The sequence below is a fragment of the Salmonella sp. A29-2 genome (genome assembly GCF_020150755.1).
Lineage (GTDB): Bacteria > Pseudomonadota > Gammaproteobacteria > Enterobacterales > Enterobacteriaceae > Salmonella > Salmonella enterica.
This window is the reverse complement of sequence record NZ_CP083731.1, coordinates 1,515,805-1,540,426: the sequence shown is the minus strand read 5'-3', so window position 1 is coordinate 1,540,426 and position 24,622 is coordinate 1,515,805. Positions and strand designations below refer to the sequence as shown.

General features: G+C 53.5%; 25 protein-coding genes. 6 read left to right on the top strand and 19 right to left on the bottom strand.

Features of this window, described 5'->3' with window-relative positions:
• Positions 1 to 32: 32 nt before the first annotated feature.
• The 4 genes from K8W53_RS07500 to yfbV all read right to left on the bottom strand — a co-directional run bounded on the left by K8W53_RS07500 (position 33) and on the right by yfbV (position 3,638).
• Positions 33 to 1,859 (bottom strand): SLC13 family permease, encoded by a 1,827-nt coding sequence (locus tag K8W53_RS07500; protein ID WP_001012857.1) that lies wholly within the window; start codon positions 1,857 to 1,859, stop codon positions 33 to 35.
• Between the two features lie 76 nt (positions 1,860 to 1,935).
• Positions 1,936 to 2,613, bottom strand: coding sequence for a sugar phosphatase (locus K8W53_RS07495; RefSeq protein WP_001555201.1), 678 nt, complete (start codon positions 2,611 to 2,613; stop codon positions 1,936 to 1,938).
• Complete coding sequence (locus K8W53_RS07490) at positions 2,606 to 3,100, bottom strand: YfbU family protein (protein ID WP_000426135.1); 495 nt, start codon at positions 3,098 to 3,100, stop codon at positions 2,606 to 2,608. Before K8W53_RS07490 ends, K8W53_RS07495 begins: the two co-directional genes overlap by 8 nt.
• Positions 3,101 to 3,182: 82 nt before the next feature.
• Positions 3,183 to 3,638 carry a terminus macrodomain insulation protein YfbV gene (yfbV, locus tag K8W53_RS07485; protein WP_000106617.1) on the bottom strand — a complete coding sequence of 152 codons (456 nt, stop codon included), beginning with the start codon at positions 3,636 to 3,638 and terminating at the stop codon, positions 3,183 to 3,185.
• A gap of 339 nt (positions 3,639 to 3,977) precedes the next feature.
• On the opposite strand from yfbV, the gene ackA reads away from it, so the two are divergent.
• The 3 genes from ackA (at position 3,978) to yfcC (ending at position 9,139) form a co-directional block, all read left to right on the top strand.
• On the top strand, positions 3,978 to 5,180 hold the full coding sequence (gene ackA, locus K8W53_RS07480; RefSeq protein WP_000095689.1) for an acetate kinase: 1,203 nt from the start codon (positions 3,978 to 3,980) through the stop codon (positions 5,178 to 5,180).
• A gap of 76 nt (positions 5,181 to 5,256) precedes the next feature.
• Complete coding sequence (gene pta / locus K8W53_RS07475) at positions 5,257 to 7,401, top strand: phosphate acetyltransferase (protein ID WP_000086692.1); 2,145 nt, start codon at positions 5,257 to 5,259, stop codon at positions 7,399 to 7,401.
• 217 nt (positions 7,402 to 7,618) lie between these two features.
• A complete protein-coding gene (yfcC, locus tag K8W53_RS07470; RefSeq protein ID WP_023223772.1) occupies positions 7,619 to 9,139 on the top strand; it encodes a putative basic amino acid antiporter YfcC in 1,521 nt (506 codons plus the stop codon).
• A gap of 48 nt (positions 9,140 to 9,187) precedes the next feature.
• On the opposite strand, the gene K8W53_RS07465 is transcribed toward yfcC, so the two are convergent.
• The 5 genes from K8W53_RS07465 to K8W53_RS07445 form a co-directional block, all read right to left on the bottom strand.
• Positions 9,188 to 10,141: a transketolase family protein gene (locus tag K8W53_RS07465; protein ID WP_000593026.1), complete on the bottom strand. Its 954-nt coding sequence runs from the start codon at positions 10,139 to 10,141 to the stop codon at positions 9,188 to 9,190.
• Complete coding sequence (locus K8W53_RS07460; protein WP_001103267.1) at positions 10,134 to 10,964, bottom strand: transketolase; 831 nt, start codon at positions 10,962 to 10,964, stop codon at positions 10,134 to 10,136. Before K8W53_RS07460 ends, K8W53_RS07465 begins: the two co-directional genes overlap by 8 nt.
• A complete protein-coding gene (locus K8W53_RS07455) occupies positions 10,961 to 12,352 on the bottom strand; it encodes a PTS ascorbate transporter subunit IIC (RefSeq protein ID WP_001522266.1) in 1,392 nt (463 codons plus the stop codon). The genes K8W53_RS07460 and K8W53_RS07455 overlap by 4 nt, the downstream gene beginning before the upstream one ends.
• Before the next feature lie 20 nt (positions 12,353 to 12,372).
• Positions 12,373 to 12,645, bottom strand: coding sequence for a PTS sugar transporter subunit IIB (locus tag K8W53_RS07450; RefSeq protein ID WP_000699818.1), 273 nt, complete (start codon positions 12,643 to 12,645; stop codon positions 12,373 to 12,375).
• Positions 12,646 to 12,725: 80 nt separating this feature from the next.
• Positions 12,726 to 13,169 carry a PTS sugar transporter subunit IIA gene (locus tag K8W53_RS07445; RefSeq protein ID WP_000901810.1) on the bottom strand — a complete coding sequence of 148 codons (444 nt, stop codon included), beginning with the start codon at positions 13,167 to 13,169 and terminating at the stop codon, positions 12,726 to 12,728.
• A 252-nt stretch (positions 13,170 to 13,421) separates the two neighbouring features.
• Here K8W53_RS07445 and K8W53_RS07440 point away from each other — a divergent pair, with 252 nt between their 5' ends.
• Entirely contained in the window at positions 13,422 to 14,441 is a 1,020-nt protein-coding gene (locus K8W53_RS07440; RefSeq protein ID WP_000026949.1) for a LacI family DNA-binding transcriptional regulator, read from the top strand.
• A 5-nt stretch (positions 14,442 to 14,446) separates the two neighbouring features.
• Here K8W53_RS07440 and yfcD read toward each other — a convergent pair whose 3' ends face one another.
• Genes yfcD through yfcF form a run of 3 tightly spaced genes read right to left on the bottom strand, consistent with a single transcriptional unit; the run spans position 14,447 to position 16,309 of the window.
• Entirely contained in the window at positions 14,447 to 15,001 is a 555-nt protein-coding gene (gene yfcD, locus K8W53_RS07435; protein WP_000230214.1) for an NUDIX hydrolase YfcD, read from the bottom strand.
• A gap of 56 nt (positions 15,002 to 15,057) precedes the next feature.
• On the bottom strand, positions 15,058 to 15,609 hold the full coding sequence (yfcE, locus tag K8W53_RS07430) for a phosphodiesterase (protein WP_000772458.1): 552 nt from the start codon (positions 15,607 to 15,609) through the stop codon (positions 15,058 to 15,060).
• A gap of 55 nt (positions 15,610 to 15,664) precedes the next feature.
• Positions 15,665 to 16,309, bottom strand: coding sequence for a glutathione transferase (gene yfcF, locus K8W53_RS07425; protein WP_000043010.1), 645 nt, complete (start codon positions 16,307 to 16,309; stop codon positions 15,665 to 15,667).
• A gap of 142 nt (positions 16,310 to 16,451) precedes the next feature.
• Between yfcF and yfcG the strand changes: the two genes are divergently transcribed.
• Together yfcG and K8W53_RS07415 are read left to right on the top strand one after the other, a co-directional pair.
• The gene (gene yfcG, locus K8W53_RS07420; protein WP_023223771.1) at positions 16,452 to 17,099 is read left to right on the top strand and encodes a GSH-dependent disulfide bond oxidoreductase; all 648 of its coding nucleotides are present in this window, start codon (positions 16,452 to 16,454) and stop codon (positions 17,097 to 17,099) included.
• A 125-nt stretch (positions 17,100 to 17,224) separates the two neighbouring features.
• Positions 17,225 to 18,118: a TIGR01777 family oxidoreductase gene (locus tag K8W53_RS07415; protein WP_001166274.1), complete on the top strand. Its 894-nt coding sequence runs from the start codon at positions 17,225 to 17,227 to the stop codon at positions 18,116 to 18,118.
• Between the two features lie 51 nt (positions 18,119 to 18,169).
• On the opposite strand, the gene hisP is transcribed toward K8W53_RS07415, so the two are convergent.
• The 7 genes from hisP to K8W53_RS07380 form a co-directional block, all read right to left on the bottom strand.
• On the bottom strand, positions 18,170 to 18,943 hold the full coding sequence (hisP, locus tag K8W53_RS07410; protein WP_001293591.1) for a histidine ABC transporter ATP-binding protein HisP: 774 nt from the start codon (positions 18,941 to 18,943) through the stop codon (positions 18,170 to 18,172).
• Between the two features lie 13 nt (positions 18,944 to 18,956).
• The gene (gene hisM, locus K8W53_RS07405) at positions 18,957 to 19,664 is read right to left on the bottom strand and encodes a histidine ABC transporter permease HisM (protein WP_000569771.1); all 708 of its coding nucleotides are present in this window, start codon (positions 19,662 to 19,664) and stop codon (positions 18,957 to 18,959) included.
• On the bottom strand, positions 19,661 to 20,347 hold the full coding sequence (locus K8W53_RS07400; protein ID WP_000965498.1) for a histidine ABC transporter permease HisQ: 687 nt from the start codon (positions 20,345 to 20,347) through the stop codon (positions 19,661 to 19,663). Before K8W53_RS07400 ends, hisM begins: the two co-directional genes overlap by 4 nt.
• Before the next feature lie 180 nt (positions 20,348 to 20,527).
• The gene (gene hisJ / locus K8W53_RS07395) at positions 20,528 to 21,310 is read right to left on the bottom strand and encodes a histidine ABC transporter substrate-binding protein HisJ (RefSeq protein WP_023223770.1); all 783 of its coding nucleotides are present in this window, start codon (positions 21,308 to 21,310) and stop codon (positions 20,528 to 20,530) included.
• A 237-nt stretch (positions 21,311 to 21,547) separates the two neighbouring features.
• Positions 21,548 to 22,330 (bottom strand): lysine/arginine/ornithine ABC transporter substrate-binding protein ArgT, encoded by a 783-nt coding sequence (argT, locus tag K8W53_RS07390; protein ID WP_000754418.1) that lies wholly within the window; start codon positions 22,328 to 22,330, stop codon positions 21,548 to 21,550.
• Positions 22,331 to 22,618: 288 nt separating this feature from the next.
• Complete coding sequence (locus K8W53_RS07385) at positions 22,619 to 23,188, bottom strand: UbiX family flavin prenyltransferase (protein WP_000825680.1); 570 nt, start codon at positions 23,186 to 23,188, stop codon at positions 22,619 to 22,621.
• 26 nt (positions 23,189 to 23,214) lie between these two features.
• Positions 23,215 to 24,621 carry an amino acid permease gene (locus K8W53_RS07380; protein ID WP_023223769.1) on the bottom strand — a complete coding sequence of 469 codons (1,407 nt, stop codon included), beginning with the start codon at positions 24,619 to 24,621 and terminating at the stop codon, positions 23,215 to 23,217.
• Position 24,622: the final 1 nt, after the last annotated feature.

The window sequence follows — 24,622 nt, the reverse complement described above, 5'->3', positions numbered from 1 at the left end:
GCGTAGCGCCATCAGGCCTTTTCCAGCCTGGGTTAAAACGGAAACAACATTGGAATCATCACAATACAAACCGCCATCACAATAAGCGTGAACGGCACGCCAAGCTTCACAAAATCGCTAAAGCTATAGTTTCCCGGCCCCAGAACCAGAGTATTGACCGGCGATGAAACCGGCGTCATAAAGGCGGCGGATGCCGCCATCGCTACCGCCATCGCAAACGGATAGGGCGACACACCCATCGATTTCGCCGCCGCCAGCGCAATCGGCGCCATCAGCACCGCCGTTGCCGTGTTAGAAATGAACAGTCCTATGACGGCACACAGCACGAACAGGCATCCCAGCATCATATATGGCCCATAGCCGCCGCCGATATTCATTAACCCTTGCACGACCAGAGAGACGCCGCCGGTTTTTTGCAACGCCTGCGCAAACGGCATCATACCCACAATCAAGATAATACTCGGCCAGTGGATCGCTTTATATGCGCTTTCAGCATCAATACAGCGAAATTTTCCCATCAGCAGGCAGGCGATAATCGCCGCGATCGGGTTGGGAATTTCATCGGTCAACATCAGCGCCACCATCAGTACCAGGCAGAAAATGGCGTGCGGCGCCTGGCTGTGCGCAGGAGAGGCTTCGCTGACCTCGACCGGCATATTCAGCACTACAAAGTCGCGGCCTTTTTGCCCCAGCAGGCTGATTAACTTCCAGTTCCCCACGACCAGAATGATATCGCCCATCAATAACGGCTCATCGGCCAGCGACCCTTCCAGCGCGACACCGTCGCGTTTCAGGCCGACCACATTCAGCCCGTAACGTGTACGGAAGGCGATTTCACGCACCGACTTGCCAATCAGTTCAGACTCCGGAATAAGCGAAATTTCCGCCATCCCGACATCCAACGCCTGATCGGAAAAATATTCTCCACGCAATACCATCGGTTCCAGCAGTTGCTCGGCGCAGAACTCTCTGAGGTCAACCTCCGCCGCCGACATATCAATCAGCAGAACGTCGCGAGCGCGAAACTCCGATACGCCGTTCACATTGACGATAACCCGCCGAAAGCGCCGCCAGCGTTCAACGCCGATGACATTGGCGCCGTAACGTTCGCGCAGTTTAAGGTCGTCCAGCCGCTGTCCCACCATTGGCGAACCGGGGCGAATCGCCAGACGACGAGCGCGCCCCGTCAGACGGTACTCGCGGATAAGATCGCGGAAAGTGCGCCGCTTACCGGCCTGTTGTCCGGGCGCATCGCCTTTTAGCATGAAGCGCATCACCAGCATATAAACAATGCCGAGCGCCAACACCACTATCCCCAGCGGCGTCACGCTAAAAAAGTTGAACCCGTGCAGGCCTTCACGCAGCAGTTCACTGTTAACCACCAGGTTCGGCGGCGTCGCCACCAGCGTCATCATTCCGCTGATAAGCCCGGCAAAACTCAGCGGCATCATCAGGCGCGAAGGCGAGGTCTGCATATGCATAGAAACGCTAAGAACAACGGGGATAAAGATCGCCACCACGCCGGTTGAACTCATGAAAGCGCCAAGTCCGGCGACGGTGATCATCAGTAAAACCAGCATTTTGATTTCACTGCTGCCCGCCATTTTAACCAGCCAGGTACCAACCACCGTCGCAACGCCGGTGCGTACGAGGCCATCGCCAATAATAAATAAGGCGGCGATAAGAATGACATTCGGATCGCTAAAGCCGGAGAAGGCTTCCGGAAGGGTCAAGGTACCGCTAAGGACAAAAGCAACAATGACGAATAAAGCCACCGCATCCATACGTACTTTGCCCGTCGCAAACAACACGACGGCAATCGCCAGTAAAGAGAGAACCCAAATCAATTCACCGTTCACAACATATCCTTGTCAGATGAGAAGATAACGCGATTCTGCCATAAATATGCCCCGCCAAAGCGGGGCGATATCATGATCAGGTCTTTCTTAACACCACCACATCGCCGTTTGGTTGTTTAGCGACCGATAATTGCGTCAGGCTATCCAACGCAAAATCAACATCCGCCAGACGCGGCGTGTCGGCCGGCGCATTGACCGCAATGACGTGGCAGCCCGCAGCCAGTCCGGACAGCACGCCAGCCGGGGCATCTTCTACTACGACGCACTCCTGAGGGGCCAGGCCAAGCAGTTGTGCGCCCAGCAAATACGCATCCGGCTCCGGTTTGCCGCGTTTGACTCGTTCGGCGGTGACAAACACCTCTGGCGCTGGAAGGCCCGCGACCTGATGGCGCGCACGCGCGACCGGCATTGAACCGGAGGTGACGATAGCCCACGGAATGCCCGCTTTATTCAGGTGATTGAGTAAATCGACTGCCCCCGGCAGCGCGGTGATCCCTGCGGTTTCAGTGGCTTCTATTTGCTCCAGGCGCGTAAACTCAGCGGCAATTTCCGCCTCCGATTTACCCGCCATAAAATGCCGCAACGAGGTGATCGCCTGTTTGCCATGAATAAAGCCCAGCACCTCATCATGAGCAAGGTTAAAACGATCGGCCCAGCTACACCACGCGCGTTCGACGGCAGGTAATGAGTCAACCAACGTTCCATCCAGATCAAACAGAAAACCTTTACACTGCACGCGAGCCTCCTCAGGCATTAATGATTTGATTGATTTCATTCGCGCTCAGGTGGTACTGACGCGGGCAGGCATGCCAGACATTCAACATCCGCTGGTATTTTTCCCACATCGGCGTCTGGGCATTAAAGCCGTGCGTCCCGGCGTCAAAGTGAGTGTAGCGTCCTTCTATATTCACCATAAAACGGACATAGCCGAGGTAACGCGCTTCCGTCGCAGCGTCAAACCCCAGGAAGGTGACGCGACGTTCGTCGATGGCTTGCGTATCTTTGAGGTTGGTCCAGGAGACGTGCAGCGCATGGTACATCTCCATAATATCGATGATGGTACGACAGGTCTCTTCCGTCAGCTCGCCAAACTCGCGATCCAGCTCGCGCATCTGCAGGCCGTAGCCGCGTTCAATAATTGTTTGTAAGCGACGGTAACGCTCGGCGTTGGTGGGATCGAGCATCGTCATCATTTTGTACTGGTTAGACAAAATCAGACGTTGCGCGTTGGTCATTTCCATTTTGAACTCCTGTATCACGCTATAGCGATGAAAAAAAGAAGGCATTGGTATGCCTTCTTTTATATGCGTAATCCGGGGTCAATTACAAATCATCCAGGAAAGTTTTATCCAGTTGTTTGAAGGCGCGCTTAAGCGTGTCAGCTAATGCCTGGTAATCCGGCTTTCCTTCTACCGGCGCCAGCGCTTGTCCAGCCTCCTGCAATTTACCGCGAACTTCGTAAAACCAGTTAAGGATTGAAGGCGGCAACGGCGTCACGGAACGTTTCCCTAACCACCATAATCCCTGCATAGGCAAGCTCAGGGCGAACAGCGCGGTCGCCACGGCCGGACCTAACTGACCGCCCAGCGCTATCTGCCAGCATAATGTAAAGACGGCGACAGGCGGCATAAATCGTATGGCATAGCGCGTCATACGAATGACGCGGTTTTCGACGAAAACGGGCGCCAGCCGCTTTTCCATCGGCCACGTCTTCGCGTAGTGCTGCCCCCGGCGAAATAAGCTAAAAAAATTTACGGAGCGATTATCCGGTGTCGACATGGCCTACCTCAACTTCACATATAAAATTTAAAAAATTTGTGCAAAACAACAACTGCGAGGGACAACGTTCAAAACATTTTGTCTTCGATACCCACTATCAGGTATCCTGTGTCGGCCTGTCAAAGGCCGGTAGTTTAAAATCATTGAGTCGTCAATATTACACATAGTATGCCATTGGCTGAAAAATACGCAAAATGGCATAGACTCAAAGGTATTTCTTCCATCATGCCCAAAAAAACTCCTGCGCATGATGTTAATCATAAATGTCAGGGCTATCATGCGCTACGCTCTATGGCTCACTGACGTTTTTTTAGCCACGTATCATAAATAGGTACTTCCATGTCGAGTAAGTTAGTACTGGTTCTGAACTGCGGTAGTTCTTCACTGAAATTTGCAATTATTGATGCAGTTAATGGTGATGAATACCTTTCTGGTTTAGCCGAATGTTTCCATCTGCCAGAAGCACGCATCAAATGGAAAATGGACGGCAGTAAACAAGAAGCGGCTTTAGGTGCAGGCGCCGCTCACAGTGAAGCGCTGAACTTTATCGTTAACACTATTCTGGCACAAAAACCAGAACTGTCTGCGCAGTTAACTGCAATTGGTCACCGTATCGTACACGGCGGCGAGAAGTATACCAGCTCCGTAGTCATTGATGAGTCCGTCATTCAGGGCATCAAAGATTCCGCTTCTTTCGCACCGCTGCATAACCCGGCTCACCTGATTGGTATCGCCGAAGCGCTGAAATCTTTCCCGCAGCTGAAAGATAAAAACGTTGCAGTATTCGACACCGCCTTCCATCAGACCATGCCGGAAGAATCTTACCTGTATGCCCTGCCGTACAGCCTGTATAAAGAACACGGCGTTCGTCGCTATGGCGCACACGGCACCAGCCACTTCTATGTAACTCAGGAAGCGGCAAAAATGCTGAACAAGCCGGTAGAAGAACTGAACATTATCACCTGCCACCTGGGCAACGGCGGTTCTGTTTCCGCTATCCGTAACGGTAAATGCGTGGATACCTCTATGGGTCTGACCCCGCTGGAAGGCCTGGTCATGGGTACCCGTTCCGGCGATATCGACCCTGCGATTATCTTCCACCTGCACGACACTCTGGGCATGAGCGTAGATCAGATCAACAAAATGCTGACCAAAGAGTCCGGTCTGCTGGGTCTGACTGAAGTGACCAGCGACTGCCGTTATGTTGAAGACAACTACGCCACCAAAGAAGACGCAAAACGTGCGATGGACGTTTACTGCCACCGCCTGGCGAAGTACATCGGTTCTTACACCGCTCTGATGGACGGTCGTCTGGATGCAGTCGTGTTCACCGGCGGTATCGGTGAAAACGCCGCGATGGTTCGCGAACTGTCTCTGGGCAAACTGGGCGTACTGGGCTTTGAAGTCGACCACGAACGTAACCTGGCGGCCCGCTTCGGCAAATCTGGTTTCATCAACAAAGAAGGTACCCGTCCGGCGGTGGTGATCCCAACCAACGAAGAACTGGTTATCGCGCAGGACGCGAGCCGTCTGACTGCCTGATTTCACACCGCCAGCCTCGCTGGCGGTGCTGTTTTGTAACCCGTCCCCAAAAGACGGTAACGAAAGAGGATAAACCGTGTCCCGTATTATTATGCTGATCCCTACCGGAACCAGCGTCGGCCTGACCAGCGTCAGCCTCGGCGTCATCCGTGCTATGGAACGCAAAGGCGTTCGTCTGAGCGTCTTTAAGCCTATCGCCCAGCCTCGCGCTGGCGGCGATGCGCCTGACCAGACCACCACTATCGTTCGCGCGAACTCTACCCTGCCGGCGGCTGAACCGCTGAAGATGAGCCACGTTGAATCTCTGCTCTCCAGCAACCAGAAAGACGTGCTGATGGAAGAGATCATCGCGAACTACCATGCGAATACCAAAGACGCGGAAGTGGTGCTGGTTGAAGGTCTGGTTCCGACCCGTAAACATCAGTTCGCTCAGTCTCTGAACTATGAAATCGCGAAAACTCTGAATGCGGAAATCGTTTTTGTCATGTCTCAGGGTACCGACACGCCAGAACAGCTTAACGAGCGTATCGAACTGACGCGCAGCAGCTTCGGCGGCGCGAAAAACACCAACATCACCGGCGTTATCATCAACAAACTGAATGCGCCGGTTGATGAACAAGGCCGTACTCGCCCGGATCTGTCGGAGATCTTTGACGACTCTTCCAAAGCGCAGGTGATCAAAATCGATCCTGCTAAACTGCAGGAATCCAGCCCGCTGCCGGTTCTGGGCGCGGTGCCGTGGAGCTTCGACCTGATTGCGACCCGCGCTATCGATATGGCGCGTCACCTGAACGCCACCATCATTAACGAAGGCGATATCAAAACCCGCCGCGTTAAATCCGTTACGTTCTGCGCGCGTAGTATTCCGCATATGCTGGAACATTTCCGCGCAGGATCGTTGTTAGTGACCTCCGCTGACCGTCCGGACGTACTGGTCGCAGCTTGCCTGGCCGCGATGAACGGCGTAGAAATCGGCGCTCTGTTGCTGACCGGCGGCTATGAAATGGACGCACGCATTTCTAAACTGTGCGAACGCGCATTCGCCACCGGTCTGCCGGTCTTTATGGTGAACACCAACACCTGGCAGACTTCGCTGAGCCTGCAAAGCTTCAATCTGGAAGTCCCGGTTGATGACCATGAGCGCATCGAGAAAGTTCAGGAATACGTCGCGAACTACGTTAACGCTGAGTGGATCGAGTCGCTGACCGCCACTTCCGAGCGTAGCCGTCGTCTCTCTCCGCCGGCGTTCCGCTACCAACTGACCGAGCTGGCGCGTAAAGCCGGTAAACGCGTAGTGCTGCCGGAAGGCGACGAACCGCGTACCGTCAAAGCGGCGGCAATCTGCGCTGAACGCGGCATCGCCACTTGCGTACTGCTGGGCAACCCGGATGAAATCAACCGCGTCGCGGCATCTCAGGGCGTTGAGCTGGGCGCAGGTATTGAAATCGTCGATCCGGAAGTGGTGCGTGAAAGCTATGTCGCTCGCCTGGTTGAGCTGCGTAAGAGCAAAGGCATGACCGAACCGGTTGCCCGCGAACAGCTGGAAGACAACGTGGTGCTCGGCACGCTGATGCTGGAGCAAGACGAAGTCGACGGCTTGGTTTCCGGCGCGGTTCATACCACCGCCAACACCATCCGTCCGCCGCTGCAGCTTATTAAAACGGCGCCGGGTAGCTCCCTGGTCTCTTCTGTGTTCTTTATGCTACTGCCGGAACAGGTTTACGTTTACGGCGACTGCGCAATCAACCCAGACCCGACTGCAGAGCAGCTGGCAGAAATCGCGATTCAGTCTGCGGATTCCGCCATTGCCTTCGGTATCGAACCGCGTGTGGCAATGCTCTCCTACTCCACCGGCACCTCTGGCGCGGGCAGCGACGTAGAGAAAGTACGTGAAGCGACGCGTCTGGCGCAGGAAAAACGTCCTGACCTGATGATCGACGGTCCGTTGCAGTACGACGCCGCGGTCATGGCTGACGTAGCGAAATCCAAAGCGCCGAACTCGCCGGTTGCGGGTCGCGCTACCGTGTTCATTTTCCCGGATCTGAACACCGGTAACACCACCTACAAAGCGGTACAGCGTTCTGCCGACCTGATCTCCATCGGGCCGATGCTGCAGGGTATGCGCAAGCCGGTGAACGACCTGTCCCGTGGCGCGCTGGTTGACGATATCGTCTATACCATCGCCCTGACGGCAATTCAGGCTTCTCAGCAGCAGCAGTAACAGTAAAAGCCAATGCCGGATGGCGGCGTGAACGCCTTGTCCGGCCTACAGGTGAAATACCGTTGTAGGCCGGATAAGACGCGTTAGCATCGCCATCCGGCATTCTGCTATTTACCCTGCAAAGCGGAATTTTTTGCTTAACTGCGCTGCATCAATGAATAACTATTCCCTTCTTCTCATACTTAGCCTCTTTGCTTTGCAACAGGGATAGTCTGTCATGTCTGTCGTTACAGAATCAAAAACAGCCAGAAAATGGGCAATGCCCGATACGCTGGTCATCATCTTTTTTGTCGCCATTTTAACCAGTATCGCCACCTGGGTCGTCCCCGTTGGGATGTTTGATAGCCAGGAAGTGCAGTATCAGGTCGATGGTCAGACAAAAACCCGCAAGGTCGTCGACCCGCACTCTTTTCGCATTGTGACCAATGAGGCCGGGGAAGCGCAGTATCATCGCGTACAATTTTTCACTACCGGCGATGAAAGACCAGGGCTGATGAATTTTCCGTTTGAAGGGTTAACATCCGGATCGAAATTCGGCACTGCCGTCGGCATCATTATGTTTATGTTGGTGATTGGCGGCGCATTCGGCATCGTGATGCGTACCGGCACCGTGGATAACGGCATTCTGGCGCTTATTCGCCACACGCGGGGCAACGAAGTCCTGTTTATTCCGGTGCTATTTGTCCTCTTTTCGTTAGGGGGCGCCGTATTTGGCATGGGCGAAGAGGCGGTCGCCTTTGCAATTATCATAGCCCCGCTGATGGTCAGGCTGGGCTATGACAGCATTACCACCGTCCTGGTGACCTATATCGCCACCCAAATTGGCTTTGCCAGTTCGTGGATGAACCCTTTCTGCGTAGTCGTCGCCCAGGGGATTGCCGGCGTGCCGGTACTTTCCGGCTCCGGGCTGCGTATTGTGGTCTGGATTGTCGCCACGCTGATTGGGCTGGTTTTTACGCTGGTCTACGCCTCACGCGTGAAAAAGAATCCGCTGCTGTCCCGCGTCCACGAATCCGATCGCTATTTCCGCGAACAGCAGGATGAAGTCGTCCAGCGCCCTTTCACCTTTGGTGACTGGCTGGTACTGCTGGTCCTGACCGGCGTAATGATTTGGGTCGTCTGGGGCGTGATTGTCCACGCCTGGTTTATTCCGGAGATCGCCAGCCAGTTTTTCACCATGGGCGTGGTGATCGGCCTCATCAGCGTTATCTTCCGCCTCAACGGTATGACGGTCAACGTGATGGCGTCCTCATTCACCGAAGGGGCGAGGATGATGATCGCACCCGCCTTGCTGGTGGGTTTTGCCAAAGGCATTCTGCTGCTGGTCGGCAACGGCGAAGCCGGGGAACCCAGCGTGCTCAATACGTTGCTTAACAGTATCGCGCATGGCATCAGCGGGCTTAATAATGCTATCGCCGCCTGGTTTATGCTGCTCTTCCAGGCGGTATTTAATTTCTTTGTCACGTCCGGTTCGGGCCAGGCGGCGTTAACCATGCCATTACTGGCGCCGCTCGGCGATCTGGTCGGCGTTAACCGTCAGGTGACGGTTCTGGCCTTCCAGTTTGGCGATGGCTTCAGCCATATTATCTATCCGACATCGGCCTCGCTGATGGCCACGCTGGGCGTGTGCCGGGTCGATTTTCGCAACTGGCTGAAAGTGGGGGCGTCGCTGCTGGGACTACTGTTTATTATGTCCAGCGTGGTCGTCATTGGCGCGCAGATGATGGGATATCATTGATCCAAAATGCCGGATGAGCATCAGCGCCATCCGGCAATATCTCCATGATTAAAGCAGTGATTTCGCGGCTTCTACAATCGCTTCGGCGGTGAGTCCGTACTCTTGTTGTAAGAAATCCTGCGTTCCTACCTGCCCATAACGCTCTTTGACGCCAACACGGCGCATCGGCACCGGGCAGTTTTCCACCAGCACTTCCGCCACCGCTGACCCCAGTCCATTATGGATGCTGTGGTTTTCACACGTGACGATACGCCGCGTTTTTTCCGCGTAGTTTTTCACCAACATGCGATCGATAGGCTTTAAGGTGAACATATCAATGACCGCGGCGCTCACGCCTTCCTGCTCCAGTTGGCGCGCCGCCTCCAGCGCCTCCGCCACCATAATGCCGTTGGCGATAAGCGTAATATCATCGCCCTCGCGCAGTACGTTGCCCTTGCCAATGGTAAAGGTAGAGCCTGGCGCATAGATACTCCGCGCCTGCTTACGGATGGTACGCAGCCAGTAAAAACCGTCCAGGTCCATTAGCTGGCGTAAAATATCCGCGAACATCACCGCATCCGTCACCTCCAGTACTACGGAGTGCGCCAGCCCGCGAACAATCCCCATATCTTCAAAAGACATATGGGTGCCGCCGTTATGGCACGCCGTCACTCCGGCATCGGAGGCGATCACTTTGACGTTGTTACGCTGATAATCCAGCGCCATAAAGAGCTGATCAAAACAGCGACGGCTGGCAAAAGCGGTAAAGGTATGCACAAACGGTTTGCGACCGGTCAGCGCCAGTCCCGCCGCCGTGCCAATCACATTCGCCTCCATAATACCGCAGTTAATGACATGCTGCGGGTAGTCACGCGCCACGCTGTCCATCGCCATTGAGCTCATTAAATCAGCCTCAAGCGCAATAATTGGGCTTCCAGCCTCAATCTGCCCGGCGACAAAACCGGCGTAAACTTTGCGCATTTCGATATCGTCTTTAAGCCCTGCGGGCGCAAGCTTAATCATGCATGACCTCCAGTTGATGAATGGCCTCATTGAGCGTCTGCTTCATGCCATCCGTCAGGCGTAAGTGGTGAGAATTCGTTAACTGCTCCAGGCATGGCACCCCCTGCCCTTTAATGCTGTCAAGGATCACAACCCGTGGCCGGGCATCGGCGGGCGGCACAGGCTGAACCACCGCCAGTAGTCCGGCGATATCATCGCCTTTGACGGTGACGACATCGAAACCAAACGCACGGAATTTCCCTTCCAGATCGAACGGATTGATAATCTCCTCCAGTTCGCCGTCAAGCTGCTGTTTATTCCAGTCAATGAAAACGGTCAGATTATTCAGGCGGTGGTGGGCAATAAACTGAAACGCCTCCCAGCACTGCCCTTCATTGAGCTCGCCATCGCCGACAATGCAAAATACCCGGTTGGGTCGCCGCGCCAGTTTATGCGACAACGCCATTCCGCCCGCAATAGAGATGCCCTGTCCCAGTGAGCCGGTCGTGGCGTCCACGCCGCGCGTTTTTAGCCGATCCGGATGGCTGGGAAGACGGGTGCCGTTCTGGTTAAGCGTATTCAGCTCTTCGCGCGGGAAATAGCCTTTAATCGCCAGGGTACTGTACAACGCGGGGCCCGCATGGCCTTTCGACAGTACGAAGTAATCGCGTTCCGGCCAGTCCGGGTCGGCAGGGTCGATTTTCATCACCGCGCCGTACAGAACCGCCAGAGTTTCCACTACCGACATGCTGCCGCCATAGTGACCAAAGCCAAGATGGTTTAAGGATTTGAGCGTGGCGACGCGAATGTCGCGCGCCAGTTGGGTGATTTCGGTTACGTTCATTCTTTCGCTCCGCTATTTTCCTGCACTTCGGCAGTCGCTTTTTTGTTTTTGGCCAACACGTTGTACGCCACCAGTAGCGCGAATAGCGCCACCACCAGCCCCGTGATAGCCATCGGCGACAGATAACGCGCCAGGTTGCCCAGCAAAATACCGATTACGCCAAAGTCAGCATCCGAGAACGTGGTATTGGCGAAGCCGATCGCGCCGAGAACCGGCAGTAACAGCACTGGCAGGAAAGTGATTAATAGACCATTAGCAAATGCGCCGATCATCGCCCCGCGGCGACCGCCGGTGGCATTGCCAAAGACGCCTGCGGTCGCGCCGGTAAAGAAGTGCGGCACAACGCCTGGCAGGATTAACACAAGCTTCATCTGTCCAAGCAGGAACAGCCCCACCAGCCCGCCGAGAAAACTGAACAGGAAACCAATCAGTACCGCGTTAGGGGCATAGGGATACACCACCGGGCAGTCCAGCGCCGGACGCGCGTTTGGCACCAGTTTTTCTGAAAAGCCGGTAAAGGCCGGAACAATTTCCGCCAGAATCAGACGGACGCCTTGCAGAATGATGAATACGCCGGCGGCGAAGGTGATTGCCATGATGATGGCGTACACCAGATAGTTTTGCCCGCCGCTAAACGTCGCTTCGACATACTCACGCCCAGCGCTGACTGCCATGATCAGATAGATAATCATCATGGTCAGCGAAATCGAGATAGAACTGTCGCGTAAAAAACTGAGGTTTTTCGGCAGGTTCATCTCTTCCGTGGAGCGGGAGCCTTTACCACACAGGCTGCCAATCCAGCCGGAAAGCACATATCCCAGGGTACCGAAGTGACCAAACGCAATGTCATCGGTACCGGTAATCCGCCTCATATAACGTTGGGCCAACGCCGGGAAGAAAGCCATCACCAGCCCCAGGATCAGCGATCCGGTGAAGACCAGCCCTACGCCCTCGAACCCCGCCACGGTCAGGATTACGCCAATCATACAGGCCATGTAAAAGGTGTGATGCCCGGTCAAAAAGATATATTTAAGACGCGTAAAGCGCGCCACGACAATATTGGCCACCATACCAAATGCCATAATTAACGCCGTGGACGCGCCATATTTCTCCAGCGCGATTGAGACTATCGCTTCATTATTAGGAATAATGCCCTGAATATTAAAAGCGTGTTCAAACATACCCCCTAGCGGATTTAATGAACCCACCAGTACGGTTGCGCCACCGCCAAGCACAATAAAACCTAAAATGGTTTTAATCGTGCCTTTCACCACATCGGAAAACGCTTTTTTCTGCGCCACCAGACCAATCAGCGCAATTAACCCTACAAGCACCGAGGGCACTTTTAAAATATCAACAACAAAATTCAGCGTTTCAAGGATAAACATATCCACCTCGCCAGCAATAATTATTGTTTAGCGAACCATGCGCGCAGCTGCGTTTCCAGTTCGTTGATGTCGATGATGTTATTGATCACCACCAGTTGGCTTTCCGGTACGCTGGCGCTGGCCGCAATATCTTTGGCCATTACAAAAAGATCGGCAGCCCCGGGCGTGGCCGATGAGAGATCGGAGTGTTCCACTTCAGCGTCAATATTGAGTTTCTTTAATACTTTTTTAATGTTCATTTCTACCATAAAACTACTACCCAGGCCGGAACCGCAAATTGCCATGATTTTCATTATTGTCACCTTTTAAAAGTAGAGTTGGTCTGCATCACGCACGGGCGTAATGTTATTTACCGCAAGAAAATGGAATAAAATCAGAAACGGTCAATAATCGTTTTAATGTCCTCCAGGTTTTTTGCCTGATGTAATTTTTCCATATCTACATCACTGGAAAATAATTCCGCCAGCGCCGATATCATTTCGATATGACTGTGCTTATCAGGCGCCGCCAGCATAATAATGATGTCAACCGGATCAAATTCGTCTGCGCCAAATGAAACGCCGCGCTGTAGTTTCAGTAACGATAAACCTAACCCTTTCGCCCCCTCTTCCGGCCTCGCATGCGGCATCGCTAACCCTGGCGCTAATACATAATACGGCCCAAGCTTTTGGTGCTGCTGAACAATCGCCGTAATGTATTCCGGTGCGATAACACCTGCGTCCAGCAGGGGTTTGCCGCAAATTTCCAGCGCCTGCGGCCACGTTTCCACGCTCTCCTGTAGCGTGATGGTTGCGTCAGATAACCAGGTTCCCAGCATGTTATTCGCCCCCACGGTGTATGAAATTATGAACAAACTTTATTCAAGCCATGCGATATTAGCTGCGATCGTTATCACAAAGATAGCGCTACCAGCGACTATTACTCAGAATTGTGATAGCGCTATCAAATTAAAATCATGGTGTGAAATCACAGCAAAAAAGCGGATTTAAGGCGTATACTGCCAGTCATGCGAAGCAAAGAACGACAATAAAAAAGCATCTCAACATGTTGTAATGACGCAGGAATTTGTATGTCGATACCCCGTAAACGGCGCAGTACCGGTAAAGTGACTATCGCCGATGTAGCCCAACTTGCCGGTGTAGGCACGATGACCGTATCACGAGCCTTACGCACGCCGGAACAGGTCTCTGATAAACTCCGGGAAAAAATCGAAGCGGCAGTGCATGAGCTGGGCTATATGCCTAATCTCGCCGCCAGCGCGCTGGCGTCTGCCTCCTCGCACACCATCGCGATGGTCGTACCGAACCTTGCGGAAGCGGGGTGTTCTGAAATGTTCGCCGGGCTGCAACAAATTTTACAGCCCGCAGGCTACCAGATTATGCTGGCGGAATCGCAGCATCGCGTGGAACAAGAGGAGAAGCTGCTCGAAACGCTGCTGGCCTCCAACATTGCCGCGGCGATTCTGCTTAGCGTCGAACATAGCACTACCGTACGCCAGTGGCTGAAAAATGCCTCTATCCCGGTGATGGAGATGGGCGCGATTCGCAGCGATCCTATTGATATGAATATCGGTATTGATAACGTTGCGGCAATGTATGAGCTGACGGAAATGCTGATTCAGCGCGGTTATCAGAATATCGGGCTGCTATGCGCCAATCAGGAACAGTGGATTTTTCAGCAACATCTGCACGGCTGGTACAAAGCGATGCTTCGCCACCATATGTCGCCAAACCGGGTGATTAATGCCGCCTTGCCGCCCAATTTTTCTACCGGCGCGTCGCAACTGCCGGAGTTTTTACTGGCGTGGCCGGAGCTGGACGCGCTGGTATGCGTATCGGATGAGCTGGCCTGCGGCGCGTTATACGAGTGCCAACGACGGCGGATCAAAGTTCCGGACGATTTAGCGGTGGTCGGGTTTGGTGATAGCGATGTCAGCCGGGTCTGCCAGCCGCCGTTAACCACCATGGCCGTACCGCACCGTAAGATTGGCAGTGAAGCCGGACGGGCGCTGTTGGAAAGGTTAAATCAGGGAAACTGGAGCGATCGAAAATCCATCGCCTCCAGTTTATGTATGCGGGAAAGCTGCTAAAACGCTTATTCCGTCTCTTCCGGTTTCTCCTGGAGCGCGGCTTCGTTTTTGGCGTTGCGGGTCATCCACAGCGCCAGCGCTTTGAGCGAATCTGGCGTAAACTCATCACAGCGCGCGGTGATCTCCTCCGGGGTCAGCCAACACACTTCGCTGACTTCATCTTCCTGAAGCGCGAAAGGCCCGTGGGAAACGCAGCTAAACAGCGCGCCCCAAACCCGGCAATGTGGGTCTTCAAAGTAAAACAGACCGTGTTCGGCAAACGGCACGCCTGCAATACCCAACTCTTCTTCCGCTTCTCGGCGGGCAGATTCCAGTAGCTGCTCATCAGCCTGGACCACGCCGCCTGCGGTAGCATCTAACATACCGGGCAAAAAATCTTTTGTTTCGGTACGACGCTGCACCAGAATTTTACCCATACCATCATGAACGACGATATACGTCGCACGATGCCGTAAGCGTTGCGCACGCATCTGTTCCCGGCTGGACTGTGCAATGACTTCATTGTCTTCATTCACAATATCCACCCATTCCGTACTTGCCAAACGACGCTGTTCCACCATCAGGAAACCTTCTTATTTCTGGCGCTCTTACGGCGCATTTACGTTTGTGAGGTAAATTACGAGTTAATTGCAACCTGCGCAATGATACTTTGATCATTGAGTGCGATTACGCTCAACACATTATCATCCAGAATACCGTAGCTTGCCGCATACCCGCCTTTCGGGATGCTCACTGACCCAGGATTAAAGTGATACAGTCCTTCCTGCTGTTGCGCCACCGGCAGATGCGTATGACCATAGACCAACACATCGCCAGTATGCAGAGCGGGCAGATTCGTCGGCCCGAAGAGGTGCCCATGCGTTAAAAATAGCCGCCTCTCTTGCGTCAATATTTGCTGCCACGGCGCAGTTATCGGAAAATGCAGCAGCATCTGATCCACTTCGCTATCGCAGTTGCCGCGCACGGCAATGATTTGCGTCGCCACCGCGTTCAGGCGTTCGGCGACCTGAGCGGGCGCATAGCCTTCAGGCAGCGCATTTCGCGGCCCGTGGTTAAGGACATCGCCTAATATCACCAGCCAACGCGCGCCGCTTTGCGCGAACCGCTCAAGCACGCGTTCCGTGGCGGGTAAAGAACCATGAATGTCCGATGCGAACATCAGTTTCATCGCTCACTCCTCGTTGTGAAAAACGGCGTTATGATACTGGAATATGAATAGATTTTCAGCCTGAACGCTTCGAGGAAAGCGCAATAAAACGCTGTACGGAAGCACGCTGCCACTGGAATGTCGCATACGCCGCCAGCGACGCCGGCACGTCATCGCCATGCAGCGCCAGACGATTGATCATCAATGCCAGATCGGTATCGGCAATGCACCATTCACCAAATAAATTTTGCGTCCCTTGCCCCAATAGCGCTTCAGCCGTCGCAAACAGTTTTGCCGCGCTGGCTTTTCCAGCCTCGCTTAGCGGCGCTTTTTTCGCCCCGGCAAACACCACGTCGGTAGGCCGTTCTTCGCGAAGCGGCAGTAAATCGCTGCGTAGCCACGCCTGAATCTGTCGCGCGCGGGCGCGTTTTTGTAAATCGTGCGGGTAGATACGCTCCCACTGCGGCGGCGCGAAACGCTCCTCCAGGTATTCCGCAATAGCGGACGACTCGCTCAGCTCAAAATTGTCGGCCTCAAGCACCGGTACGCGCTGCGTCAGCGCATATCCCCGCCAGCCAGGTTGCAGATGTTCTCCCTGGTCCAGATCGCGGGTTTTCAGAGTAAAGGAAAGCCCTTTTTCTTGTAATGCCACCCAGGCGGACAAGACGTAGGGAGAGAAAAAGTTCGCATCCGACCACAGCACAATAACAGGCTTACTCATAATGTCCTCTTGAGGGCGTATTAAGTTTCTTCCCAAAATATAGCGTCTTTCGCCTGCTGTCACCTGATGAAAACTCACACACATCAGGAGGCTTTCTATACTTAATTCAGCCCAGACTCTTTACGCACATGCAGGAGCCAAAATGATTGACCTTTACTACGCCCCCACGCCCAACGGGCATAAAATAACGCTGTTTCTGGAAGAGGCGGAGCTGGCGTATCGTTTGCTAAAAGTAGATATCAGCAAGGGCAATCAGTTTCGCCCTGATTTTTTGGCTATCTCTCCCAATAATAAAATTCCTGCCATCGTCGATCACGCCCCGGCAGACGGCGGTCAACCGCTTAGTCTTTTTGAATCCGGTGAAATTCTTCTCTACCTGGCGGAAAAAAGCGGCAAACTGCTTAGCGGGGAGCTGCGTGAACGCCATACCACGCTGCAATGGCTGTTCTGGCAGGTCGGCGGATTAGGGCCGATGCTGGGCCAGAATCATCACTTTAACCATTTTGCGCCGCAGGCCATCCCCTATGCGATTGAACGCTATCAGGTTGAAACGCAACGCTTATACAACGTCCTGAATAAACGCCTGGAAACCTCCCCGTGGCTGGGCGGCGACCACTACAGTATTGCGGATATCGCCAGTTGGCCGTGGGTTAACGCACATCAGCGTCAGCGAATCGATCTTGATAACTACCCGGCGGTGTATAACTGGTTTGAACGCATTCGCACGCGTCCTGCGACAGCGCGCGCACTGTTACAAGCGCAACTGCACTGTAACAGTACGAAAGCGTAACGCGGTAGCATACATCATGTATGATGTAGAGGTGTATACACGGAAAAAACCTGCGTCCGGCACCCTTATTCGTATTAAAAACCTGACATTAGGGAAGAGGAAATCCTCCCTACTCTGGAGGTCATATGCAGATTCTGATTACCGGCGGTACGGGCCTGATAGGGCGTCATCTCATTCCCCGGCTGTTAACACTGGGGCACCAGGTGACGGTCGTTACGCGCAATCCCGATAACGCGCGTCAGATTCTCGATTCCAGAGTGACATTATGGAAAGGGCTGGCGGAACGTGAGCACCTCAATGAGATTGATGCCATCATCAATCTGGCGGGCGAACCGATTGCCGACAAGCGCTGGACGTCGCAACAAAAAGAACGGTTGTGCCAAAGCCGCTGGGCTATCACGCAAAAGTTGGTGGATTTAATTCATGCCAGCGCTACGCCGCCCTCGGTGTTGATATCCGGCTCCGCCACGGGCTATTACGGCGATCTGGGCGACGTTGTCGTCACTGAAGATGAGCCGCCGCACAACGAATTTACGCATAAACTTTGCGCCCGCTGGGAACAGATTGCCTGTCGTGCGCAGAGCGACCAGACCCGCGTCTGCCTGCTGCGTACCGGCGTTGTCCTGGCGCCGCAAGGCGGGATTCTGGGGAAAATGGTTCCGCCGTTTCGCCTCGGACTCGGCGGTCCGGTGGGTAATGGTCGGCAATATCTGGCCTGGATTCACATCGACGATATGGTCAACGGCATCCTGTGGCTGCTGGATAACGATCTTCGCGGTCCCTTCAATATGGTCTCGCCGTATCCCGTCCATAATGAGCATTTTGCTCATGCGCTGGGTCGCGCGCTGCGCCGCCCGGCGATTATTCGCATTCCGGCGACGGCAATTCGCTTATTGATGGGAGAGTCGTCAGTGCTGGTGTTGGGCGGACAGCGGGCGCTGCCAAAACGGCTTGAAGCCGCCGGGTTCGCATTTCGCTGGTATGATTTAGAAGAGGCGCTGGCGGATGTGATTCGCTAGTTCCCAAAGCGCCGTATCCTGCCCGGTGAGCGATGCGCCGCCGGGCTTCTTTTATTTCAGCGAGCCTTTCAGGAATTGCTGTAAACGCGGGCTTTGCGGATTGCCGAACACCTGCTCCGGATCGCCCTCTTCTTCAATTTTCCCCTGATGCAGAAAAATAACGTGCGAAGAGACATGGCGAGCGAAGCCCATTTCATGCGTGACCACCACCATCGTTTTGCCTTCTTCCGCCAGTTGTTGCATGATGCGCAACACTTCGCCGACCAGTTCAGGATCGAGCGCCGATGTGGGTTCATCGAACAGTAAAACGTCAGGTTCCATCGCCAGCGCGCGCGCAATAGAAACGCGCTGCTGTTGGCCGCCGGAGAGATGGACGGGATATTTGCCCTGAGCGCGCTCATCAATCCCCACCTTCGCCAGATATTTCAACGCCCGCTCGCGCGCGTCGTGCTTGCTTAATCCCAGTACCTGAATCGGCGCTTCCATCACATTTTCCAGCACCGTCATGTGGCTCCAGAGGTTAAAGTGCTGAAACACCATCGTCAGGCGGGTACGCAACAAGCGTAGCTGATTTTTATCCGCCACTTTGAGCTGCCCGTCTTTGTCGCGCACCAGATTAATGTTCTGACCGTTCACGATAATCGCGCCTTCGCTCGGTTTTTCGAGGAAGTTAATACAGCGCAAAAAAGTGCTTTTACCGGAGCCGGACGAGCCGATGATGCTAATCACATCTCCGGCGCGGGCCTGCAGCGATACCCCTTTCAGCACTTCATGACCGCCGTAGCGTTTGTGCAAATCGATAACGTGTAATTTATTTTCTGACATCATGTTACTCGAATTATTTAGAGGACACGTGCTGCAACCAGCGTCTTTCCGCCCGACGGAACAGGCTTATCAGGACATACGAAATGAGTAAATACAACACGGCGGCAATGCCAAACGCGGTAAACGGCTGGTAAGTCGCTGAGTTAATATCGCGGGCGATTTTCAACAAATCCGGCACCGTCGCGGTAAACGCCAGCGCCGTAGAGTGCAGCATTAAAATCACTTCGTTGCTGTAGGCAGGCAAGGCGATGCGTAATGCCGACGGCAAAATAATGCAGCGATACATTTTAAATGACGAGAAGCCATAGGCCCGTGCCGCTTCAATTTCACCGTGCGGCACCGAGCGAATCGCCCCGGCGAAAATTTCCGTGGTATACGCGCAGGTATTCAGCGTCAGCGCCAGTACGGTACAGTTCAGTCCGCTGCGGAAAAACGCGTTAAGAAGATCGGTGCCTTTGACTATCTCCAGCGTATACATCCCCGAATAGAACACCAGTAGCTGTACGTACAGCGGCGTGCCGCGAAAAATATACGTAAACAGCCAGATGGGAAAACGGATGAATTTATTACTGGAAACGCGACCTACCGCCAGAATCACCGCCAGAAGACCGCCCATCACCACCGATGAAATTAACAGCCACAGCGTAATCGCCACGCCGGTAAAACGATAGCCATCCGTCCACAGCAGGGATTTCCAGTACTCCTGAATGATCTCAATCACAAATCGGCCCTCTTCACGCCCACGGAATAGCGACGCTCAAGTAAGAGCAGCACACCATTGGAAACGGTGGTGAATACCAGGTAGATAAGTCCACAGACCACAGCAAAATAGAAAGGCTCCCAGGTGCTTTTACCGGCAAGCTGCGTGGCTTTGACGACATCTTCCAGGCCCAGCAGCGACACCAGCGCCGTCGCTTTGAGTATCACCTGCCAGTTATTGCCGATCCCCGGCAGGGCGTAACGCATCATCGCCGGGAACATAATCCGCCGGAAGGTTTGCCCGTGGGTAAAACCAAAAGCCGTCGCCGCCTCGATATGGCCTTTCGGCACCGCCATAAACGCGCCGCGAAAGGTTTCGGTAAAATAGGCGCCATAGATGAAACCGAGGGTGATAATACCGGCCACCATCGGATCAATATCTATCTGGTCGATACCCAGCGAATCGGTCACCACGTTAAGCGCGATTTGCAATCCGTAAAATATCAGCAGCATTAAGACCAGATCCGGCACCCCGCGAATCAGGGTGGTGTACCCTTCAAAAATAAGCCCCGTTACCCGGTTTTGCGAAAGCTTCGCCCCCGCGCCGACGAGACCGATAAGCACGGCCAGCACCACGGAACTGAGCGCCAGTTCCAGCGTGACGATCGCGCCCTGTAAAATTACGCCTGAAAACCCGTACAACATGCAGCCTGTCCTGTTGTGTGTGGTGAAGTAAGAAGCCTCTTTTGCATTTTTGCCTCACATCACGCCGGATGGCGGCTGTGCCTTGCCCGACCTACGATGCTCCGTAGGCCTGACATGCACAGCGCCATCAGGCAATGCAGACAGTCAACATTCTTTGGGCTTTATCTGCACCGACGGTGATTAACCGCCATAAACATCAAAATCAAAGTACTTTTTCGCCAGCTTTTCGTAAGTACCGTCAGCACGCATTTCAGCAAAGGCTTTATTCAGCTCTTCGCGCAGCTCGTTATCCTCTTTGCGCAGCCCCATACCGGTTCCTACGCCGAATAACTTCTCATCTTTCACCGCCGGGCCGCCGAATTTATAGTCTTTTCCGACGGGCTGTTTAAGGAAACCTTCGCTGGCCGCGACCTCGTCCTGGAACGCTGCATCAATACGGCCAGCCGTCAGATCGGAATAAATGTTGTCCTGCCCCTGGTAAGAGACGATCTCAATCCCTTTCGGCGCCCAGTGCTCATTGCCGAAGGTCTCCTGCGTCGTCCCCTGTAGCACGCCGACGCGCTTGCCTTTCAGCGACGCGACGGTCGGCTGAATATCAGAGTTCTTCGCCACCACCAGACGGGAATCAGCGGCGTAAAGCTTGTCGGTAAACGCGATTTCCTGCTGGCGCTTTTCAGTGATGGACAGCGAGGACATGATGGCATCAATTTTCTTCGCTTTTAAAGACGGAATCAGCGCATCCAGCGGGTTTTCCACGAACGTACACTGTGTGTTGATACGTTTGCACAGCTCTTTGGCCAGATCGATATCAAAGCCGACCAATTCACCTTGTGCATTTTTGGATTCAAACGGTGCGTATGTAGGATCGGTACCGATACGAATCTTTTGTGGAATAGCGGCAAATGCTGCGGTAGCGCTGGAAAATGCCAGCACCAGAGAAAGGGATAACGCCAGTTTTTTCATAACTATCCTCAACAGACTGTCTTTCCAGGAGATCTTTACAGATCCGATGCGACTATCGTGCCATTAATCAGGCCGACAAGGCAAAGCATTCTACCTTGCCAGCCGGTTTATTTTGCATAAAAATCGATTAAGTATGCATTTATGCGCCTGTTCCGCAACGGCTTATGCACCAAAAAGGTGCAAAACATCTATTTTGCACCGTGATAGTTCCCCAGCGCGGCGCGTTATCCCCTTCCCTCAATCGCCGTAGACATTAAAATCGAAGTACTTTTTGGCCATTTTGTCGTAAGTTCCGTCCTGGCGCAGTTCGGTCAGCGCTTTATCAAACGCGGCTTTTAGCTCGGTATCGTCTTTGCGCAGCCCAACCCCCGTCCCGTCGCCAAAATATTTTTTATCCTTCACGGAAGGACCGGCAAACGCATACTCTTTGCCCGCTGGCTGCTTCAGGAAACCTTCGCTGGCGGCGACTTCATCCTGCAATGCGGCATCCAGACGACCGGCGGTTAAATCGGAATAGATAAGATCCTGGTTGGCATAAGCCACCACATCCACACCTTTTGTGCGCCAGTTATCATTGGCGTAAGCCTCTTGCGTGGACCCTTGCAGCACGCCGACATGCTTGCCTTTCAGCGATTCCAGCGTCGGCTGAATGGGAGACCCTTTTGCCGCAATCAGGCGTGAATCCGCCGCGTAAAGTTTGTCGGAAAACGCAATTTCTTGCTGGCGTTTATCGGTGATAGAGAGCGATGAAATAATGGCATCAATTTTTTTCGCTTTTAGTGAGGGAATAAGCGCATCAAAGTCGCTGGCGACCCAGGTACATTTCACCTGCATACGCTTACACATTTCATTACCGAGATCGATATCAAAGCCAATAAAGTCGCCTTTGGCATCTTTCGATGAGAAAGGCGCGTAGGTGGTATCTGTTCCAATACGAACCGTTTGCGGAAGCGCGGCGTAACTGGCCGCCGTCGCGCCCAGACCTATCAGCAAAGACAAAGCGAGAACGGTCTTCTTCATACATACCCCTCAAGTAGCGTTATTTTCTTATGTTTTACGTGGTGTTGTGTGTTTGCAGACTTTTTCATGCAGGTCTTATGCCATTTTCACGTCAGCAAAACGATTCGACGTTAAATTTGTTAATAAAACGTTGCAATATTGTCCTGATGTTGAAGATAGCAGGTATGACGGTTGAACCGCAGCGTTTCGGCGGCTTTTAACGAATTAAATGTTGAGGATATGATCGCGGTTACAAAATTGCCCTGAAACAGGGCAACAGGGACAATAATGCACGCTAAACAGACAACGCTATGCGCCCTGCCAGCGAACAAAAAGATCGTGCGGAAGGGGGATATCGAACTGATCCAAAACTCGGTTAACCGTTTGATTTATAATATCATCTAACGTCTGAGGAAGATGATAAAAAGCCGGAACCGGCGGCATAATCACCGCGCCTATCTCAGCGGCCTGGGTCATTAAACGCAAATGCCCGATATGCAGCGGCGTTTCGCGCACACACAGCACCAGAGGTCGCCGCTCTTTTAATATCACATCCGCCGCGCGGGTAAGCAGTCCGTCAGTATAACTGTGGACAATCCCCGACAGCGTTTTAATCGAACAGGGCAAGATAACCATTCCCGCCGTCGGGTAAGAGCCCGAGGAAATGCTGGCGGCAATGTCGCGCGCATCGTGCGTCACATCGGCCAGCGCCTGCACCTCGCGCAGCGAAAAATGGGTCTCCAGCGCCAGCGTTTGCCGGGCCGCCTGGCTCATCACCAGATGCGTTTCCACGCTATCGACATCGCGCAAAATTTGTAATAAGCGCACGCCATAAATCGCTCCGCTGGCGCCGCTAATTCCTACAATGAGTCGTTTCATGTTCTCTTACCGTTTACGAGCGCCGTTCATCCCACTGTGTTACGTAATCGGCTCAAAGTGGGTCTGAAGAGATACCATGACAAAAGAATCCCTATCATAAAAGCCAGCTCAACCAACATTATCACTACCCCTTGCTCACTAAACCAGGTGCCGACCATAATGGCAAAATTGGTGATAATGACAAATCGGGCCGTCCAGGGGAAAAGCGGCGATCGATAGCGTAGCAAATCGCTGGCGTACGTTCCATTACGCACCGATTGTCGGAAATGATACTGGCACCATCCGATGGTTATCCATGCCAGGCAACCCACCTGCCCGGTACTGGCGATCAGATATAAATAAAATTGCTGTGCGGGAATATAGCGGGTCAGCAACGACACCAACGCCAACAAGGCCGTGATTAAAATAGCATACACCGGCACGCCGCCGCCGTTCGTTTTACCAAAGCAGGCTGGCGCAAAGCGATCGCCCGCCATAGACCACAGCATACGCGAACTGGCGTAAATGGCCGAGTTAGCGGCAGAAACCGCGGCGGAAAAGATCACCAGCGTCATCAGCGTATCCGCCCCCGGAATGCCCGCGTGGGAGAATACCCATACAAAGGGACTTTGTCCATTTGGCGTCAGTTCATGCGGATAGACCAGCGCCAGCACCGCAATCGCCAGGCCGTAAAACAAAATGATTCTGAGACCGATCCCCAGGATCACTTTCGGTAAAATAATGTGCGGCGATTCGGTCTCCCCTGCCGCATTTCCTACCAGTTCCACCCCCTGGAAGGAGTAAATCACGATCGTCATACAGACCACAATTTGCTCCCAACCGTGGGGAAACCACATTCCGTCTGTTTTTAACGTCGGGTGCCAGTCACTATGGCCCATTAGCGAGTAGATCATGACCCCGCCCGCGCAGATAAACAGCACGATCGCGAAGACCTTAATGGCCGAAAGCCAGTATTCGCATTCGCCAAAACTTTTTGCGGAGGTAAGATTGATGGCCGTCAGGATGAGCAGAATCGCCAGGCAGAACATATATACCGGAACCGCGGGGAAAAACTGGTGAGCAATAAACCCTGCGGCAGTGAGGTCGGCCGCCAGGGAAAAGACCCAGCTAAACCAGTAAAGCCAGCCAATGGTATAGCTCCAGCAAGGTGACGGCATAAACATCAGCGCGTAATGTTGAAATGAACCGGAGTGAGGAAAGGCGCATGATAATTCGCCAAGACACATCATCGTTGCCAGCATAATGGTTCCGGCAAACAGATAGGCCAGTAAGGTTCCCGCCGGCCCGACGCTGCTTAACGGTTCGGCAATGCCGATAAATAAGCCGGTGCCAATCGTGCCGCCCAGCGACATCATCAGCAGATGCCGTTTCTTCAGGTTACGCCGCAGACCGCCTTCAGGCTCTGCTGGCGGTGATTGTTGCAGGGTATCCATC

What these genes read in the sequence shown, in the direction of transcription:
- K8W53_RS07495 (WP_001555201.1), bottom strand. Translation starts at nt 2,613, where the DNA reads ATGCCTGAGGAGGCTCGCGTGCAGTGTAAAGGTTTTCTGTTTGATCTG.
- K8W53_RS07490 (WP_000426135.1), bottom strand. Translation starts at nt 3,100, where the DNA reads ATGGAAATGACCAACGCGCAACGTCTGATTTTGTCTAACCAGTACAAA.
- yfbV (WP_000106617.1), bottom strand. Translation starts at nt 3,638, where the DNA reads ATGTCGACACCGGATAATCGCTCCGTAAATTTTTTTAGCTTATTTCGC.
- ackA (WP_000095689.1), top strand. Translation starts at nt 3,978, where the DNA reads ATGTCGAGTAAGTTAGTACTGGTTCTGAACTGCGGTAGTTCTTCACTG.
- yfcC (WP_023223772.1), top strand. Translation starts at nt 7,619, where the DNA reads ATGTCTGTCGTTACAGAATCAAAAACAGCCAGAAAATGGGCAATGCCC.
- K8W53_RS07465 (WP_000593026.1), bottom strand. Translation starts at nt 10,141, where the DNA reads ATGATTAAGCTTGCGCCCGCAGGGCTTAAAGACGATATCGAAATGCGC.
- K8W53_RS07460 (WP_001103267.1), bottom strand. Translation starts at nt 10,964, where the DNA reads ATGAACGTAACCGAAATCACCCAACTGGCGCGCGACATTCGCGTCGCC.
- K8W53_RS07455 (WP_001522266.1), bottom strand. Translation starts at nt 12,352, where the DNA reads ATGTTTATCCTTGAAACGCTGAATTTTGTTGTTGATATTTTAAAAGTG.
- K8W53_RS07450 (WP_000699818.1), bottom strand. Translation starts at nt 12,645, where the DNA reads ATGAAAATCATGGCAATTTGCGGTTCCGGCCTGGGTAGTAGTTTTATG.
- K8W53_RS07445 (WP_000901810.1), bottom strand. Translation starts at nt 13,169, where the DNA reads ATGCTGGGAACCTGGTTATCTGACGCAACCATCACGCTACAGGAGAGC.
- K8W53_RS07440 (WP_000026949.1), top strand. Translation starts at nt 13,422, where the DNA reads ATGTCGATACCCCGTAAACGGCGCAGTACCGGTAAAGTGACTATCGCC.
- yfcD (WP_000230214.1), bottom strand. Translation starts at nt 15,001, where the DNA reads ATGGTGGAACAGCGTCGTTTGGCAAGTACGGAATGGGTGGATATTGTG.
- yfcE (WP_000772458.1), bottom strand. Translation starts at nt 15,609, where the DNA reads ATGAAACTGATGTTCGCATCGGACATTCATGGTTCTTTACCCGCCACG.
- yfcF (WP_000043010.1), bottom strand. Translation starts at nt 16,309, where the DNA reads ATGAGTAAGCCTGTTATTGTGCTGTGGTCGGATGCGAACTTTTTCTCT.
- yfcG (WP_023223771.1), top strand. Translation starts at nt 16,452, where the DNA reads ATGATTGACCTTTACTACGCCCCCACGCCCAACGGGCATAAAATAACG.
- K8W53_RS07415 (WP_001166274.1), top strand. Translation starts at nt 17,225, where the DNA reads ATGCAGATTCTGATTACCGGCGGTACGGGCCTGATAGGGCGTCATCTC.
- hisP (WP_001293591.1), bottom strand. Translation starts at nt 18,943, where the DNA reads ATGTCAGAAAATAAATTACACGTTATCGATTTGCACAAACGCTACGGC.
- K8W53_RS07400 (WP_000965498.1), bottom strand. Translation starts at nt 20,347, where the DNA reads ATGTTGTACGGGTTTTCAGGCGTAATTTTACAGGGCGCGATCGTCACG.
- hisJ (WP_023223770.1), bottom strand. Translation starts at nt 21,310, where the DNA reads ATGAAAAAACTGGCGTTATCCCTTTCTCTGGTGCTGGCATTTTCCAGC.
- argT (WP_000754418.1), bottom strand. Translation starts at nt 22,330, where the DNA reads ATGAAGAAGACCGTTCTCGCTTTGTCTTTGCTGATAGGTCTGGGCGCG.
- K8W53_RS07385 (WP_000825680.1), bottom strand. Translation starts at nt 23,188, where the DNA reads ATGAAACGACTCATTGTAGGAATTAGCGGCGCCAGCGGAGCGATTTAT.
- K8W53_RS07380 (WP_023223769.1), bottom strand. Translation starts at nt 24,621, where the DNA reads ATGGATACCCTGCAACAATCACCGCCAGCAGAGCCTGAAGGCGGTCTG.